Below are 14907 nucleotides of genomic sequence, written 5' to 3'. Positions count from 1 at the left end.
GCCGGCGTATGCAGGTTCTCAGCGTCCGAATCGAGTTACTCGGGGCGTCCCTCGAGCACGCTCGCGCCCGGCGCGTTCCGTACGACGCTTCGAATGCCGTTGCGGGCGCTCTGCTTCGTCGTGTACCCCTCGCCGCTATCTGCGATGATGTTCCCGTTCTGGTGACGGAGGTGCCAGCGCCACTCGCCCGCCCGATCCTCGAACAGTCGGAACTTGGCGAGCGATTCGGGTGGTGGAGCGATGGCGACCACTTCGTGGGGGCGGTCGGGATCGACCCGATCCGTCTCGCCTGCCGGTTCCACCTCTTCGCTCGACTCGGCCGTCGATACTACTTCGACGGCGTCCGCGCCGGCCACCGGCCACTCGAGTTCGATCTCGAGTTCGACCTCGGGCTGTTTCCCCTCGTCTTCGCTCTCGTTCTCGCTTTCGCTCGCAGCCTCGTTCACAGCCTCGCCTCCGTGTTCGTCTTCACGCTCGCCCTCACGCTCACTCACACTCTCATTCTCGCCCTCGTCCACACCCTCGAGTTCCAGCCCCACCTCGAACGCGACCGAGTCGGGAAGCGGAACGGCTACCCGTCTATCGGTTCCTTCGAGTCGCAGTTGGTTACCGCGCTCGAGCTGGTCGGCGATCGCTCGCAGCGTCTCCGCGGCGGCGGTCAGCGATCTCTCGTCGGTCACGGTCAGGAGGTCCTCGTCCATACGCATCGTCCACCAACTTTGCGTAAATAGGTGTCACCGGGTGAGCGTTCGTCGAAGGTGAGAGTCAGGTTGACGGCCAATAGCCCGTTACCCGTCTGGGGACCCAACGACGTGTATGAGAGGCAGTGATCGCACTGATCGCGCGAACTCCCCGCTCGAGCGCGAAGACCAGGAAATCGCCGCCGAGGCTGCCGACGACGGAGACTCACTCCTCGCGCTCTTACCCCACTACTACCGGGGCGAGGTCAGCCAGGCCAACAACGCACAGGACCGGATCGATCAGACGACCAACTGGGCGATTACGGTCATCGCGGCGCTGCTGTCGCTGGTGTTCTCGAGCCGCGAGATGCCGGCCTACCTGCTGTTGATCGGCCTCGTCGTCCTCTGCGTTTTCCTCTCCTACGAGGTTCGACGCTACCGCTTCTACGACATGTACCGGGCTCGAGTCCGGTTCGTCCAGGAGAACGTCTTCGCGAACGCCTTACAGCCGGTCGGCGTCGAGCACCCGCAGTGGCGCGAGGAACTGGGAACCGATCTGCGCGAGCCGACGTTCAAAGTCTCGCTCCTCGAGGCGCTCTCCCGTCGAATACGTCGCATCTACGGGCTGTTGTTCGTCATCGTCGGACTCGCGTGGGTCGCGAAGGTGACGCTCTTTACGCCGGAGGCGCAGTGGACCGAAGCAGCCGAGTTGCCGGGTGCCAGCGGGTTCGTCGTCGCCGGTGTCCTCGGAGCGTTTTACCTCGCGGTCGCGGTGCTCGCACTGTGGCCGGGACGACGGCGGGCGAAGGGCGAAATCCACGGCGAGAATACAGGGGATTGGAAGTAGCCGTCGAAACTCGAGGCTCGAGCGCTAGCCACATCTCATTTGACACTGAGCGCCGGAATCGGAACCAGAACCGACGGGCCTAACCTCCACAGCCCCGTCTCGACGCTCGAGAACCGATGCGCGCCTACCGGATCGCCTACGACGGGACCGGCTACTACGGCTTCCAGCGCCAGCCAGACGTCCCGACCGTCGAGGACGCCATCTTCGACGCCCTCCGGGATCTCGAGGTGCTCGGCGACGACCCCAAACCCGCGGGGTACGCGGCGGCCGGGCGGACGGACGCCGGGGTCTCGGCGCTCGCCCAGACGATCGCGTTCGAGGCCCCCGACTGGCTCACCCCACGGGCGCTGAACTCGGCGCTTCCGGCCGACGTGCGGGCCTGGGCCAGCGCGGACGCGCCGACGGACTTCCACGCGACCCACCACGCCACGCGCCGGGCGTACACCTACCACCTGTACGCGCCTCGAGCCGACTCGAACGTGGCAGCCGAAGAGACCGTCGACGACGAGCGCTTCCACGCCGCCATCGAAGCCCTCTCCGGCACCCACGACTTCCACAACCTCACGCCCGACCAGGAGGGGACTCGCCGGTCGCCGACGCTCGAGGCACAGCGAGACGGGCCGTTCCTCGAGGTTACCGTCAGCGCACCTGGGTTCGCGCGCGAACTCGTCCGCAGACTCGTCTCCCTCGCTCGCGCCGTCGGGACCGGTGAGGAACCCCTCGAGAAAATCGACCGCGCACTCGAGCCCGAACCGCTTCCCGGACACGAGGGCATCGCTCCCGCGGCGCCGGAGCCGCTGGTCCTTTCGCGGGTCGAGTATTCGAACCCGAATACGGCCCTCGAGTTCGCCGTCGACACGGAGGCCGCTCGACGGAGCCGTGAGATCCTCGAGACCCGGCGGATCGACCGGTTGGTGGGGGCTCGCGTGGCGAGACAGATGCGGGACGGGCTCGAGTCGGGTACGTCAGGTGTGTCGAGTGTGTCGGGTTCGTCGGGCGACTCGAGCGAATCCGGATCCTCGACGCAGTGACGAGTGACGAGCGTCGCCGACCACCGGAAGTTATCACCTGCGAGCGCCACCTCGAGCCAGAGGGACAGACACGAACATGGAGGTCTCCCCCGAGGAGTACGGCGCGTACTGGCAGGCCGCCATCCGAATCGCCATCGGCGTGATCGTGCTCGTCTTCGGCTACCGCTTCAGCGCACCCTTCCTCGAGTACACGGCGCTCGGGGCTCGAGCCCTCGGCTTCGTCCTCTTTTCGGGACTCGCACTCGTCGGCTCGGTCGCGATCACGATGGGCCTGGCTCGAGTCGTCAGAACCGCGGTACGGGCCGAGCGCCGGTGAGAAACGATAAAACCTTAACCGTACCGGGAGCAAACGCCGGCATATGAGCGACGACGAGGGTGGGCGCAAGAACCTCCGAATGCCCGACGACGACGAGGTCTTTGCGACCGTCACGAACATGCTCGGGGCGAACCGCGTGAAAGTGCGGTGTGCCGACGGCGAGGAGCGCACGGCCCGCATTCCGGGGAAGATGCAAAAGCGGATCTGGATCCGCGAGGACGACGTCGTCCTCGTTTCCCCCTGGGACTGGCAGGACGAGAAGGCCGACATCACCTGGCGCTACGAGAAGGCCGACGCCGATCAGCTCAGGCGGGAAGGCCACATCCAGTAAAACGACCTTTTGCGCTGCGTTCGTATTGCGACGGGAGCGCCAGTGGCGCTCCACGTCGCGTTGACACTCGGCAAAAGCTCGACCAAAAGCCTCCTCTTTCCCCTCCCCTCACTTCGTTCGTTCCGGGTCAGTCGTCGGCCCGCTCGGTCGGCCGTTGGCCTCCCTCGCGGTGAGCGGCAGTGAAACGCCTGCCCTTCCCCGGGGAACCCGCCTCTCGCGTCGCTCGAGTCGCGTTCCCGGCCACTGTGCGCGAGGGTTCGTCCGACGTCTGGCTTACTCGTGTAGCCGTACCAGCAAAACCGCCGGACGACTCCGTGAATTATATTGCACATTGGTAACAACGTCCGCGCGGTGATGAAATGTCACGCAGGGACGACCCACCAGACGACGAGGATATAGCCAGCGAACAGTTCGTCGATCCGACCGACGAGGAACCGGCAATCACGTTCTACGGCGGTCGCGGAATGAGCGCGCTGCCGATCGCGTTCTTCGTCCTCTGGGCGATCGTCCAGACCGCGCTGTTACGCATCTCGAGCGAGGAGGGGCTTGTGCTCGGGATCCTCCTGGGGCTCATTATCGGGATGTTCTTCGTGAAGGGCTCCTGGAAGGGCTATGCGAACACCATCTTCGAGGGGATGACCCAGCCGGTCGCGGTGACGGCGATCGTCGCCTGGGTCTGGGCGGGGATGTTCGCGGAGACGATGCAAACTGGCGGGTTCGTCGAGGGGCTGGTCTGGCTGGCCGACCTCACGGGGGTCGGCGCGGCGCTGTTCCCCGCGATCACGTTCGTGCTGGCGGCGCTCCTCGCGACCGGCATCGGGACGGGCTACGGGACGACGATTGCGTTCGTCGCCCTGTTTTTCCCAGCGGGCGTGCTCCTGGGAGCGAACCCGGTGTTGCTGTTCGGGGCGATCCTGTCGGGCGCGATCTTCGGCGACAACCTCGCGCCGGTCAGCGACACGACGATCGTCAGCGCCGTCACGCAGGACGCCGACATTGGCGGCGTCGTTGCGTCCCGGTTCAAGTACGCGATCATCGCCGCGGTGCTCGCGTTCATCGGGTACATCGTCGCCAGTTCCGTGCTCCCCGGCGCCGAGATCACCAACGGGGCCGAGGCCCGACAGCTCTTCGTCGCAGAGAGCACCCCGGTCGGGCTCGTTCACCTGCTCTCGATGGGCGTCGTCATCGCGACGGCGGTCGCCGGGCGACACATCGTCGAGGCGATCTCCTGGGGGATCGTCGTCGCCGTGGCGTCGAACCTCCTGTTCGGCCTCACGGCACCGAGCGCCATCGTCAACTTCGAGGCGCCCGCTGACGCGCCCGCGATCGACCTGCTCGAGTGGCTGCCGATCGTCGAAATCGTCGCCCAGGGCGACGATCCGGCCGTGACCGGCAGCCTCGTCGAGGGCGCCGCCGGCTTCTTCACGCTGTCGATCCTCGTCCTGTTCATCATCGGCGCTGCCCAGATCATGATCCGCGGCGGCGCGTTCCAGGCGATACTCGACTGGTCACTCGACACCCTCGCGACGAACGTCAGAAACGCCGAACTGACGATGGTCGGATCCGCCGCGCTGATCAACGCGACGATCACGATCAACACCGCCGCCGAGGTCGCGATCGGTCCCTACATCTCGAAGGTCGGCGAACGCTTCAACATCAACGGCTACCGACGCGCGAACATCTTAGACGCCCAGACGGCCGCGCTCGGCTACATCTTCCCGTGGTCGGGCGGGGTCCTGGTGGGCTTCTCCGAGATGCAGGACCTGCCGGACACGTACGACTGGTTCGGCGAGTCGCTGATCGTCAACCCGATCGACGTCGTCCCGTTCGTCTTCCACGGCTGGCTGCTGGTGGCGGTGTTCGTCCTCGCGGCGATCACCGGCTTCGGCCGCGAGTACGTTATCGACCGCGAATCGGAGGAGGTGGCCCGCGTATGAGCGTCCTCGAGAAGTTCCTCAGCGGGTGGCACTTCCGGACGACCAGGCCGACGCTCACCCCGGGAACCGAGGTGGACGTCTTCCTCTCGGAGTTCGACGCGGACGACACCGGCGTCGCCCGCATCGGTGACACCGTGCTGTACGTCGAGGGGGCCAGCCCCGGACACGTAGAAAAGCGCGTCCGCGTCCGTGTCATCGACTTCGACGACTCGAGTTCGACCGGTCGCGGCGAGTACGTCGAGACGGTCGGCGAGAGTTCCTACACGCAGTAACTGGCGGTGACCGGACGACGGCTGCGAGGCCGTCCGTCCCACCGCCGGCTCACAACCCGGCGACGTCCTCGATCGCGTCGGTCAACGCCTCGATCGACTCGAGGTCGTGTTCGCCCATGTGGCCGATGCGGAACGTCTGCTCGCCCAGTGCCGAGCCGTAGCCGTTCGAGAAGACCATGTCGTACTCCTCGGAGACGGCCTCGATGGTCCCGGCGACGTCGACGTCCCGGGTGTTCTCGATGCAGCTCACCGTCTGGGACTCGTAGCCCTCTTCGGGAAACATGTCGAAGTGCTCGCGGGCCCACTCCTGGGTGTACTCGGCCATCTTCCGATGGCGCTGGTCGCGGGCGTCGTGGCCCTCCTCGAGCATGTATTTCATCTGTTTTCGGTACGCGAGCATGACCGGAATGGCGGGCGTCGAGTGGGTCTGGCCCTTCCGGTCGTAGTAGTCGATAGTGCGCTGGAAGCCGCCGTACCACGACGCGGATTCGCTCTCGAGTTCGCGTTCGTAGGCGTCCTCGCTGACGACGCAGACGGCGAGTCCGGGCGGCATGGCGAAGGCCTTCTGGACCGAGGTGAAGACGACGTCGATGCCGTGGGCGTCGATGTCGACGTAATCGCCACCTAGCGCGGAGACGGCGTCGACGACGAAGGAGGTGTCCGGGTACTCGGCGACCACGTCGCCGATCTCCTCGAGGGGATTGCGGACGCCGGTCGAACTCTCGTTCATCACGCAGGTGACGACGTCGTAGTCGGCGTCGCTCTCCTCGAGACGCTCGCGTACGTCTTCGGGTTTCACCGCCCGACCCCACTCGTACTCGAGGGTGTCGACGGTCTTGCCCAGGCGCTCGGCGATGTTGGCCTGTCGCTCGCTGAAACTGCCGCAGGTCGTGACGAGGACGTTCTCGTCGACGAGGTTCAGAATCGAACTCTCCATGAACCCGGTTCCCGACCCCGTGAGGACGATCACGTCGTTGTCGGTGCCGAGGAAGTCCTTCGTGTCCTCGACGATGGTCGTGTAGAGGTCGGTCATGCGGTCCATCCGGTGGCCGAACATCGGCTCACACATCGCCTCGATGACGTCCTCGCGCACTTCGGTCGGGCCCGGGATGTACAGCGTCTTGTCGGGGTAGTCGTCTCTGTATTCGCGTTTCTCGGTCACGGGACTCACCTGATGAGGAGTAGTGCGTCGCGGGAGGGTATGGTCCTTGTGAATGGCACAATACCACCAGGGGCGGGCGATCAGGCGTGACAGTCGCGAGAAGGGACTCGAGACACGTACCGATCCCTAGTCGGCGGCGACGGCGTCGCCTCGAGTCGCCCGCGTCGATTCGTAGTTCCGATCCTCGTCCACGAGGTAGACGTTTCCGCCGACGACGACCCCGTCGGGGTCGCTGGGGCGGTAGGGGCCGTAGCCGATCGCGGGCGCGGCCGTCTGCCAGAGGGCACCGAGTTTACACAGCGCGAAGCCGACGATGATCAGCGCGAAGCCTGCGACCGTGCCGGCGGTGAGCGACTCGCCCAGCGCCGCCCAGCCGACGACCGCTGCGACGACCGGCACGGCGTAGTTGACGAGGCTGAGTTCCGTCGCCCCGATGCGCTCGAGGAGGACGAAGTAGACGAAGAAGCCGCCACCGGTGGCGACGACGGCGAGGTACGCCAGGGCGAGCACCGCGTCGGTCGTGACCTCGAGGCCGATCAGGGTCTCGGCGGGGTGGAGGCCGCTGAGGGTGTGCAGGACGATTGCTCCGAGACCCATCGCCCAGGCCTGCTGGGAGACGATCGGCAGCGTTCCCCGGGTGCGTTCGGTGAGCACCGAACCCAGGGCGAAGACGACCGCCGAGGCGAACAGCAGGCCGACGCCGAGAGCCTGGCCGCCGAACGAACCGCCCTCGAGCGCGATCGTGCTGACGCCGACCAGTCCCAGCACCAACCCGACGACGGCCTGCGGGCGAATCCGCTCACGGGGGAGCAAGGCGAGCGCCAGCGGTGGTGTCACGATGGGCGTCAGGCTGAGGACGACCGCCGCGACGCTGCTCGAGACCATCGACTGGCCGAGAAAGAGCAGCGCGAAGTGAGCGCCGACGAGGAGGCCGCCGCCGACGGCGATCAGGAGCCAGTCGGCTCGAACGCTCGGTCGCCAGGACGCGCCGGTGAGGGCGACGGCGGCGACGAAGAGGAGTGCCGCGACGTCGAATCGAAACGCGGCGAAGAGGATCGGGGGCACGGTCGCCAGGCCGATCTCGATCGCCGCGAACGAGGTGCCCCAGACGAGCGCGAGCCCGAGAAAGAGCCCGATGTCTCTCGTATCAGTCATTATCCTCAAAATGGGTCGACCGTATATCTATGTTGCTATTCACACTTCTCGAGGCCCATAGATGGATAATTCGGAGGTGTATGATAGCATTCGACAATGGGTCGAGTGGGCGTGTTACTAACTCACGTGACAGCTATGTAGAGTCGAGGCGATCGACTTCGTCCACAGAGGCAGCCGCGAGCGGGAGCCTCGTGACTCAGCGACTCGCCAGTCCGTCGGCTCGAGCGGTGCTCCAACTGATCGGCAAAAACGGTCGATGCGCGACGAATTATTCGTCTTCGGTTTCGTTGTCGTCGCCGACGTCAGTTTCGTTGTCTTCGGTTTCGTTATCTTCGGTCTCGTTGTCGTCACCGATGTCGGTCTCGTTGTCTTCGGTTTCGTTATCTTCGGTCTCGTTGTCGTCACCGATGTCGGTTTCGTTGTCCTCTTCGTCGTCGCCGACGTCAGTTTCGTTGTCCTCCTCGTCGCCAGCGCCGGTATCGGTTTCGTTGTCGCCGCCAATATCGGTCTCGTTCTCTGGCGCACCCTCCTCGTCGCTCGGCCCGCCACATCCAGCGAGGACGGCCGAAAGCGCAACGCCTGAAATACCGAGTATTCGTCGTCGTGAGTAGGGTTGTTTTGATCCCATACTCACCGGTTCATCAAACGGATGGATATAACGATGACCTGCAACTGCCGGTTTTTTGTTACGAACCGACACGTCGACCGGACGATTCTCGACGGCTGAAGCGCCGATAACCGGTCGGTTCCGTCGCTACCTGACGCTCATCCGACGAGAGCTCACTCCTCGAGAGAGGGTTCCGGTCGGCTAGACGTCTCGACCGTCGAGCGACAGCGACTCCCGTCCGAGCGAGAGGCGTACGAACGCGGGTGCGGCGACGACGGCGATCGCGATCTCGAGGCCGCCGACGACGAGGAACGCCAGTTCGTAGCCGTACTGGCTGGCGACCGTGCCCCCGATGAGGAACCCGCCGAGAAAGCCGAGGCTGCCGGCCAGGTTGAACCCGGCCATCGCCAGTCCGCGCTCGCCGTCGGCCGCGAGGTCGGTGACGAGGGCCATCGTGGCCGGCGAGATGAGTGCTCCCAGGATGCCGACGACGACCATCATTGCAGCGGCGAGAGTTACCGAGGGGGCGGCGCCAACCGCGAGAATGCCGACGCCGTAACAGAGCGACCCGACGACGATGGGGATGGTCCGGCCGATCCGATCCGAGAGCGCGCCCATGGGGTACTGCAGGAGGGCGAACGGGGCGAAAAAGCACGCGAGCAGGAGTCCGGTCGTGGCCGCGTCCACCTCGAACGTCGCCTGGAAGTACAGCGTCCCGACGAGGGCGAAAAAGCCCGCCGTCAGCCGGTCGATGAAGCCGAACGCGTAGGGGATCGACAGCGTCGGCCGTCGTCGGACGCCCTCGAGGATCGCACTCGCTCGTCGGCGCGTGCTGGGTGCGCGGTCGGTCGCGAGAGTCACGAGGAGGCCGACCAGGCCGAGCAGGACGGCCGCGGCCGTGAGCGGGGCGAGAGGGTCGACCGCCGTGAGCTGGCCGCCGACTGGCGCGCCCATCGCGGCGCCGAGACCGATGGCGATCCCGGCCGCGCCCATGTTTCGCCCGTGGCCGCCTTCGAGGTCCATGAGCATCGTCATGGTGAGCGAGAGCGCGCCGACGGTCATCGCCCCCTGGAACGCGCGCAGGACGAGCACGCCCCCGAAGGAGAGCGAGGCGAACGCGCCGATGAGCGCGAGAGCGGCGTAGCCGACGCTCCCGGCGAGGGCACTCGCGACGATGAACGGCGTCCGCTTGCCGGTCGCGTCGCTGGCGAGTCCCCAGGCTCCGACGAAGACGACGTAAGCAGCGAACTCCGCGACCAGGAACCACATGCTGGCGTCGAGGGTGGTTGACGTCAGCGGCGAGGTGGTTTCCCCTGCGCCGAGCGCCTCGACGAGGTCCGCGATCCCCGGGTAGAGCAGGAGCTGAGAGAAGAGCACGGCGAAGACGACCGTCGCGAGGACGATCCGATCCCGGTCGTTCGAGTGCACGCGGACGTGTTGGCACTCGATACCTATGAAACCGTCAGTTCCGGGGCAGCTCGAGTCTCGGACACTCGCTCGGCCATTATGCGAGAGAATCACTCGCTCTCGATGGCCGTATTTGCCGTTACTGCTGTGCATAAGTCGACACAGAAGTATGCATACGAAACATGAGCAACGACGAGAGCGACGGCCCCTCGAGGCCCGGGTTGGCCACCCGGAGCGTCCACGCTGGCTACGACGGCGATCCGGCCACTGGTGCGGCCGCGGTACCAATCTACCAGACGACCTCCTACACCTTCGACGACGCGGATACCGCCGCCGACCTGTACGCCCTCGAGCGGGAGGATCACATCTACTCGCGGATCAGCAACCCCACGGTCGAGGTTCTCGAGGAGCGCCTCGCCTCGCTCGAGGGCGCGAGTGGCGCCGTCGCCAGCGCGAGCGGGATGGCCGCGCTGGACTCCATCGTCCTGGTGCTCGCCGCATCCGGCGACAACGTCGTCTGCTCGACGGACACCTACGGGGGGACGACCGCGTACTTCGCGAAGACGGCCGCTCGGCGCGGGATCGACACCCGGTTCGTCCCGACGCTCGAGGCGGACGCCTACACCGAGGCCATCGACGAGGACACGGCCTTCGTTCACGTCGAGACGGTCGGCAACCCCTCGCTCGTCACCCCGGACTTCGAACGACTAGCTGAGCTCGCCCACGAGAATGGCGTTCCGCTGGTCGTCGACAACACGTTCGCCTCGCCCGCGCTGTGTCGGCCGCTCGAGCACGGCGCCGACGTCGTCTGGGAGTCGACGACGAAGTGGATCCACGGCTCCGGGACGACGGTCGGGGGCATCGTCGCCGACGGCGGATCGTTCGACTGGGGGGCCCACGGCTACGAGGAGGTCGCCGGCCCGAACGACGCCTACCACGACGTCGACTTCTCGCGGGACTTCGCGGACGCACCGCTGGCCGCTGCCGTCCGCTACCGGTCGACGCGCAGCCTCGGCAACCAGCAGTCGCCCGTCGACGCCTGGGAGACCCTCCAGGGGCTCGAGACGCTTCCCCTCCGGATCGAGAAACACTGCGAGAACGCGGCCATCGTCGCCGACTACCTCGCCGACCACGACGACGTGGCCTGGGTCACCTACCCGGGGCTCGAGAACCACCCCACCCACGACAACGCCGCGACCTATCTCGCGGACTACGGGAGCATGATCGCGTTCGGCCTCGAGGGTGGTGCGGCGTCGGATTCGGACGACGCGCGCGGCGGCTACGAGGCCGGCAAGCGGTTCTGCGAGTCCGTCGAGGTCGCCCAGTTCCTCGCGAACATCGGCGACGCGAAGACGCTCGTCATCCACCCGGCGAGCACCACCCACGGGCAGCTCACGCCCGAAGAGCAGGCCGACGCCGGCGTCACGCCAGACCTCGTTCGACTGTCGGTCGGCATCGAAGATCCCGAGGACATCCTGGCCGACCTCGAGCAGGCGATCGAGACGGCGACGACACCGGCGGGAGGCGAGTGAGTCGATGACCACCAGGGACACGGTCGACCTCGGCGAGTTCTCTTTCGAGTGCGGGGAATCCATCCCGTCGCTCGAGGTCGCCTACGAGACCTACGGTGAGTTCGACGGCTCGAACGCGGTCCTAGTCTGTCACGCGCTCACGGGAAGCGCCCACGTCGCCCGTCGACCCGACGCCGGCGACGAGACCGCCGGACAGGCTCGAGCCTGGTGGGGAGACGTCGTCGGCCCCGGAAAGGCGATCGACACGACGGAGTACTACGTCGTCTGTGCGAACGTTCCGGGCTCGTGTTACGGCACGACGGGGCCCTCGAGCGAGAACCCCGATACCGGACGGCCGTACGGGACGGACTTTCCCCCCGTGACGGTCGGCGACTGGACCCGCGCCCAGCGGCAACTGCTCGACGAACTCGGCGTCGGTCGCCTGCGGGCGGTCGTCGGCGGCTCCGTCGGCGGGATGAACGTCCTCGACTGGCTCCGGCGCTACCCCGACGACGTCGAGTGCGCTGGCGCCGTCGCGACCGCCCCTCGGCTCGATCCGCAGTGTCTGGCCCTCGACGCGGTCGCTCGACGGGCGATCACGAGCGACCCGGACTGGAACGGCGGGCACTACTACGCGGTCGAGGACGACGGGACCGAGGCTGGCGACGGCTCGCTCGAGGCCGGCCCGGCGAACGGACTGGCTCGAGCCCGCCAGATCGGCCACATCATGTACCTCTCGAAGGCCTCCATGGACCGGAAGTTCGGTCGTCGAGCGGCCGGCCGCGAGGCGACTCGAGACGGGCCGACGGACCCGGCCGGTGCGTTCTTCCCGTATCGCGAGGTCGAATCCTACCTCGACTACCAGGCCGAGCGCTTCGTCGACCGGTTCGACGCGAACAGCTACCTCTACCTCACCCGGGCGATGGACGACTTCGACCTCGCCGCCGGCTACGAGTCCGACGCCGACGCGCTGGCCGCCTTCGAGGGCGACCTGTTGCTCCTCTCGTTTACCGGCGACTGGCACTTCACCGTCGAACAGGCCGAAGCCCTCACCGAGACCTGTCGCGAGGAGGAGATCGACGTTGCCCACCACGTCGTCGACTCCGACCACGGCCACGACGCGTTCCTCGTCGAACCCGAGAAGGTCGGCCCACCGCTGTCGGGACTGCTCGAGGCCGGCCTCCAGGGGCGAGCGATTACGGACACCGTCGAACGGCCGGCCTCGAGTCCGTTCGCGCCCGTTCACACGAGCCTCTTTTCGCGCTGACGGAACACAACACGTAATGTGACGTCAAACCATACTGTATACTAATTTAACCTATATTCTCGTATATTTATTGAGTTACTATCATTACCCAATTAATGATTCTATAGTGATGTAGTAAATTATAAGGTAGTACTGTGGAATAGGTCGATGATGGCAGTCGATAGCCAACTCGAGTACGACGATGCACAACTCGCGGACGAACAGCCACAACAGGCAACGACGACCGAGCCAGCCCTGCCGGCCAGGGAAGGGGCGATATTCGGCGTCAGTGCGTTCTTGTTGAGTTACTTTGCCTCGCTCACGTTCGTCAAGGGCGTACTGACGATGGGCGGGTCGACCCCCGACGACATCGCTGCGACCTGGAAACTTGCGACCTGGGCGCTGCTCTCGGGGCTCGGTGCGGGCATCGAAGCAGACGGCGAGGCAGTGGCACTTGGTCAGGCAGCCGGTTCCGAACTGCTCTTCATCGCCGCTCCGTTTCTGATGCTCGTTCCGCTCGTCGCGCTCGTCGCGGTTGGCTACAGCATGGCGAAGTACACGAACGCCGCCGACGCCACGGAGGCAGCCAAAGCTGGCGTGCTGGTCGTTCCTGGCTGGCTGGCCCTGACGGTTGGGTTCGCGTTCCTCTCAGGATGGGAGAGCGAGACCGAAGTTGCCTTCGAGCTGGCGACCCAGGACGCAATCCTCTTTGCGGGCGTCCTGATCCCGGCCGTGTTCGCGATCGCCGGTGGCCTGCTCTACAGCTGGCCCGACCCCGCCGAAAAAGTGCTGGCGAAGATCGACGGCTAAACCGAGTCATTATCCCCGCCTTCACGACGTCATACCCTAACCAATCACAAAACTTACTATTCGTCACAGACACCTGGCCGTATGGCCCTCGACCGCCGCCTCGAGTACGACGTGTCGCCCCCTGCTAACGGTGATCCGCCCGATGACAACTCGCAGGCGACGAACCCGGGGGACGACGGAGCCGGAAACGACGTACGAACTATTCTCTCGATAGGGTCGGCAGTCGGCCTTGGCGCCTTCATCGCCGTCTATCTCGTCGCCTATCAGCTCTCGCTGGCCGCCCGGAACGGAATCTCCTGGTCCGAGGGTGAGCCGGGGGCCTGGATGACGGCCGGAATCGTCACACTCACGAGCCACGGCGGCACGTTCGTCGAGGACCCCGAACGACTGCCGTACGTGGCCGCCGCCGGTGCACAGACTGCTACCCAACTCTTGCCACTGGTCATCGTAATCACGCTGGTCGTGGCGGGAGTTCTCGTGGGTCGCGTCCTCGAGCCCTCGACCCCGAAAACGACCGCCGCCTACGCTGGCTCGATCATCCCGGCGTACGTCGCCTCGCTCGCGGTATTGACCCGCCTCGCGAGGTACACGCCCCCGGACGACCGTCCGCAGACCGGTACTCAGAACGTCTGGTTCTTGTTCGAGGTGGAGACGGTCGCCGTCTCCCTCGACGCCTCGTTTCTGCTCACGACGGCGGCCCTCGCGTTCGTGTTCGCGTTCGCCGGAGCTACGTTCGCGCGGCGCGCCGTCCTCTTTCCGTCGACGTTCGAGCCTCGAGTCGAGCGGACAGTCACTCTTCCCACGAACGAGGCCGGAGAACCTTCCAACACGGTCGAACGGGAGACAGGTGCAATGCCCACATCGTCGGCTGGAAACGGAAATGCCGACTCGTCGGGATTGCCTCAGAATCTCTCGGGGGAAACGGACGAATCGGACACGAAAACCGCTCGAGGGCATCGAAACGATGGAACCGAGGACGTCACGAGCGGCGATCACACTCGATACCGGCCCGGTGGCGCGTCCGACGGCCGAGCGAATCGAGACCGAAATAGCGACCACGACCACGACCGCTACCGTCCGTCAGACGATTAGTCGTCAGTTGGGCGTGCCTGATCGAACCGATTGCCACCATCGGCGAGACCGTTTCCGAAACTCGAACGACCGAGCGAAGCGTCGGTCCCCGGCTGGTCGAAGACGAACTGGTCGGACGCAGTGGACTGACCGACCAGGCCCTCGAGCCAGCGCTGTGCGTCTCGAGCGAAGAGCGTGAGACCGTCGACGCGAGTAATCGGTGCTGACTGACTCCCGGGAGAGCGGAAAAGGGCGATTAACGCCCACATCATGCCGGCACTGAGAGCGCCCATCGCCGAGAACGTCATGCCCATCGTCGAAAACGTGAAGCCGTACACCATTCCGATTCCCATGGAAGGGAGACTCGTTCCGAGCGGTACCCGCGCCGTCGCATCCCGCAGCGTCGGGGCGAGGAAGAATATCGACAGGCCGCTCCCAAGCGTGAAAATCAAATCTTGCCACATCATCACCAGTACTATTTCGGAGCCGAGTAAAAGTCTGTTGGTATCAGAAATGGGTGGTTG

General features: G+C 65.6%; 16 protein-coding genes. 10 read left to right on the top strand and 6 right to left on the bottom strand.

The features are described from left to right. Nucleotides 1–35: 35 nt before the first annotated feature. A complete protein-coding gene (locus J1N60_RS02950) occupies nucleotides 36–701 on the bottom strand; it encodes an HVO_2922 family protein (protein WP_312910584.1) in 666 nt (221 codons plus the stop codon). Between the two features lie 115 nt (nucleotides 702–816). On the opposite strand from J1N60_RS02950, the gene J1N60_RS02945 reads away from it, so the two are divergent. From J1N60_RS02945 to J1N60_RS02920, 6 genes are all read left to right on the top strand, one after another. Next, complete coding sequence (locus J1N60_RS02945; protein WP_312910583.1) at nucleotides 817–1527, top strand: DUF2270 domain-containing protein; 711 nt, start codon at nucleotides 817–819, stop codon at nucleotides 1525–1527. A gap of 116 nt (nucleotides 1528–1643) precedes the next feature. Beyond that, entirely contained in the window at nucleotides 1644–2558 is a 915-nt protein-coding gene (gene truA / locus J1N60_RS02940; protein ID WP_312910582.1) for a tRNA pseudouridine(38-40) synthase TruA, read from the top strand. 76 nt (nucleotides 2559–2634) lie between these two features. Beyond that, nucleotides 2635–2874 (top strand): hypothetical protein, encoded by a 240-nt coding sequence (locus tag J1N60_RS02935; protein ID WP_312910581.1) that lies wholly within the window; start codon nucleotides 2635–2637, stop codon nucleotides 2872–2874. Between the two features lie 43 nt (nucleotides 2875–2917). Then, the gene (gene eif1A / locus J1N60_RS02930) at nucleotides 2918–3205 is read left to right on the top strand and encodes a translation initiation factor eIF-1A (RefSeq protein WP_253431206.1); all 288 of its coding nucleotides are present in this window, start codon (nucleotides 2918–2920) and stop codon (nucleotides 3203–3205) included. A gap of 359 nt (nucleotides 3206–3564) precedes the next feature. Beyond that, nucleotides 3565–5142, top strand: coding sequence for a Na+/H+ antiporter NhaC family protein (locus J1N60_RS02925; protein WP_312910579.1), 1578 nt, complete (start codon nucleotides 3565–3567; stop codon nucleotides 5140–5142). Beyond that, nucleotides 5139–5414 carry a DUF7513 family protein gene (locus J1N60_RS02920; protein WP_312910577.1) on the top strand — a complete coding sequence of 92 codons (276 nt, stop codon included), beginning with the start codon at nucleotides 5139–5141 and terminating at the stop codon, nucleotides 5412–5414. Before J1N60_RS02925 ends, J1N60_RS02920 begins: the two co-directional genes overlap by 4 nt. A gap of 49 nt (nucleotides 5415–5463) precedes the next feature. On the opposite strand, the gene J1N60_RS02915 is transcribed toward J1N60_RS02920, so the two are convergent. From J1N60_RS02915 to J1N60_RS02900, 4 genes are all read right to left on the bottom strand, one after another. Next, a complete protein-coding gene (locus tag J1N60_RS02915) occupies nucleotides 5464–6576 on the bottom strand; it encodes a pyridoxal-phosphate-dependent aminotransferase family protein (RefSeq protein WP_312910575.1) in 1113 nt (370 codons plus the stop codon). Between the two features lie 126 nt (nucleotides 6577–6702). Next, nucleotides 6703–7731: a DMT family transporter gene (locus tag J1N60_RS02910; protein ID WP_312910573.1), complete on the bottom strand. Its 1029-nt coding sequence runs from the start codon at nucleotides 7729–7731 to the stop codon at nucleotides 6703–6705. Between the two features lie 268 nt (nucleotides 7732–7999). Beyond that, nucleotides 8000–8359 (bottom strand): hypothetical protein, encoded by a 360-nt coding sequence (locus J1N60_RS02905; protein ID WP_312910571.1) that lies wholly within the window; start codon nucleotides 8357–8359, stop codon nucleotides 8000–8002. 180 nt (nucleotides 8360–8539) lie between these two features. Further along, nucleotides 8540–9766 carry an MFS transporter gene (locus J1N60_RS02900; RefSeq protein WP_312910569.1) on the bottom strand — a complete coding sequence of 409 codons (1227 nt, stop codon included), beginning with the start codon at nucleotides 9764–9766 and terminating at the stop codon, nucleotides 8540–8542. A gap of 161 nt (nucleotides 9767–9927) precedes the next feature. Here J1N60_RS02900 and J1N60_RS02895 point away from each other — a divergent pair, with 161 nt between their 5' ends. The 4 genes from J1N60_RS02895 (at nucleotide 9928) to J1N60_RS02880 (ending at nucleotide 14404) form a co-directional block, all read left to right on the top strand. Beyond that, entirely contained in the window at nucleotides 9928–11277 is a 1350-nt protein-coding gene (locus tag J1N60_RS02895; protein ID WP_312910568.1) for an O-acetylhomoserine aminocarboxypropyltransferase/cysteine synthase family protein, read from the top strand. 4 nt (nucleotides 11278–11281) lie between these two features. Continuing rightward, complete coding sequence (metX, locus tag J1N60_RS02890; protein ID WP_312910567.1) at nucleotides 11282–12523, top strand: homoserine O-acetyltransferase MetX; 1242 nt, start codon at nucleotides 11282–11284, stop codon at nucleotides 12521–12523. 150 nt (nucleotides 12524–12673) lie between these two features. After that, complete coding sequence (locus J1N60_RS02885) at nucleotides 12674–13312, top strand: DUF7978 family protein (RefSeq protein ID WP_312910565.1); 639 nt, start codon at nucleotides 12674–12676, stop codon at nucleotides 13310–13312. 81 nt (nucleotides 13313–13393) lie between these two features. After that, on the top strand, nucleotides 13394–14404 hold the full coding sequence (locus J1N60_RS02880; protein WP_312910563.1) for a hypothetical protein: 1011 nt from the start codon (nucleotides 13394–13396) through the stop codon (nucleotides 14402–14404). On the opposite strand, the gene J1N60_RS02875 is transcribed toward J1N60_RS02880, so the two are convergent. Beyond that, nucleotides 14401–14850: a hypothetical protein gene (locus J1N60_RS02875; RefSeq protein ID WP_312910562.1), complete on the bottom strand. Its 450-nt coding sequence runs from the start codon at nucleotides 14848–14850 to the stop codon at nucleotides 14401–14403. The two genes, J1N60_RS02880 and J1N60_RS02875, sit on opposite strands and share 4 nt — an antisense overlap. Nucleotides 14851–14907: the final 57 nt, after the last annotated feature.

The sequence above is a fragment of the Natronosalvus caseinilyticus genome, from assembly GCF_017357105.1.
In the GTDB taxonomy this organism is placed as follows: Archaea; Halobacteriota; Halobacteria; order Halobacteriales; family Natrialbaceae; genus Natronosalvus; species Natronosalvus caseinilyticus.
This window is presented reverse-complemented; position numbering and strand designations above follow the sequence as displayed.

Coding starts and splice junctions, on each gene's coding strand:
- J1N60_RS02950 (WP_312910584.1), bottom strand. CDS start 701: ATGGACGAGGACCTCCTGACCGTGACCGACGAGAGATCGCTGACCGCC.
- J1N60_RS02945 (WP_312910583.1), top strand. CDS start 817: ATGAGAGGCAGTGATCGCACTGATCGCGCGAACTCCCCGCTCGAGCGC.
- truA (WP_312910582.1), top strand. CDS start 1,644: ATGCGCGCCTACCGGATCGCCTACGACGGGACCGGCTACTACGGCTTC.
- J1N60_RS02935 (WP_312910581.1), top strand. CDS start 2,635: ATGGAGGTCTCCCCCGAGGAGTACGGCGCGTACTGGCAGGCCGCCATC.
- eif1A (WP_253431206.1), top strand. CDS start 2,918: ATGAGCGACGACGAGGGTGGGCGCAAGAACCTCCGAATGCCCGACGAC.
- J1N60_RS02925 (WP_312910579.1), top strand. CDS start 3,565: ATGTCACGCAGGGACGACCCACCAGACGACGAGGATATAGCCAGCGAA.
- J1N60_RS02920 (WP_312910577.1), top strand. CDS start 5,139: ATGAGCGTCCTCGAGAAGTTCCTCAGCGGGTGGCACTTCCGGACGACC.
- J1N60_RS02910 (WP_312910573.1), bottom strand. CDS start 7,731: ATGACTGATACGAGAGACATCGGGCTCTTTCTCGGGCTCGCGCTCGTC.
- J1N60_RS02905 (WP_312910571.1), bottom strand. CDS start 8,359: ATGGGATCAAAACAACCCTACTCACGACGACGAATACTCGGTATTTCA.
- J1N60_RS02895 (WP_312910568.1), top strand. CDS start 9,928: ATGAGCAACGACGAGAGCGACGGCCCCTCGAGGCCCGGGTTGGCCACC.
- metX (WP_312910567.1), top strand. CDS start 11,282: ATGACCACCAGGGACACGGTCGACCTCGGCGAGTTCTCTTTCGAGTGC.
- J1N60_RS02885 (WP_312910565.1), top strand. CDS start 12,674: ATGGCAGTCGATAGCCAACTCGAGTACGACGATGCACAACTCGCGGAC.
- J1N60_RS02880 (WP_312910563.1), top strand. CDS start 13,394: ATGGCCCTCGACCGCCGCCTCGAGTACGACGTGTCGCCCCCTGCTAAC.
- J1N60_RS02875 (WP_312910562.1), bottom strand. CDS start 14,850: ATGATGTGGCAAGATTTGATTTTCACGCTTGGGAGCGGCCTGTCGATA.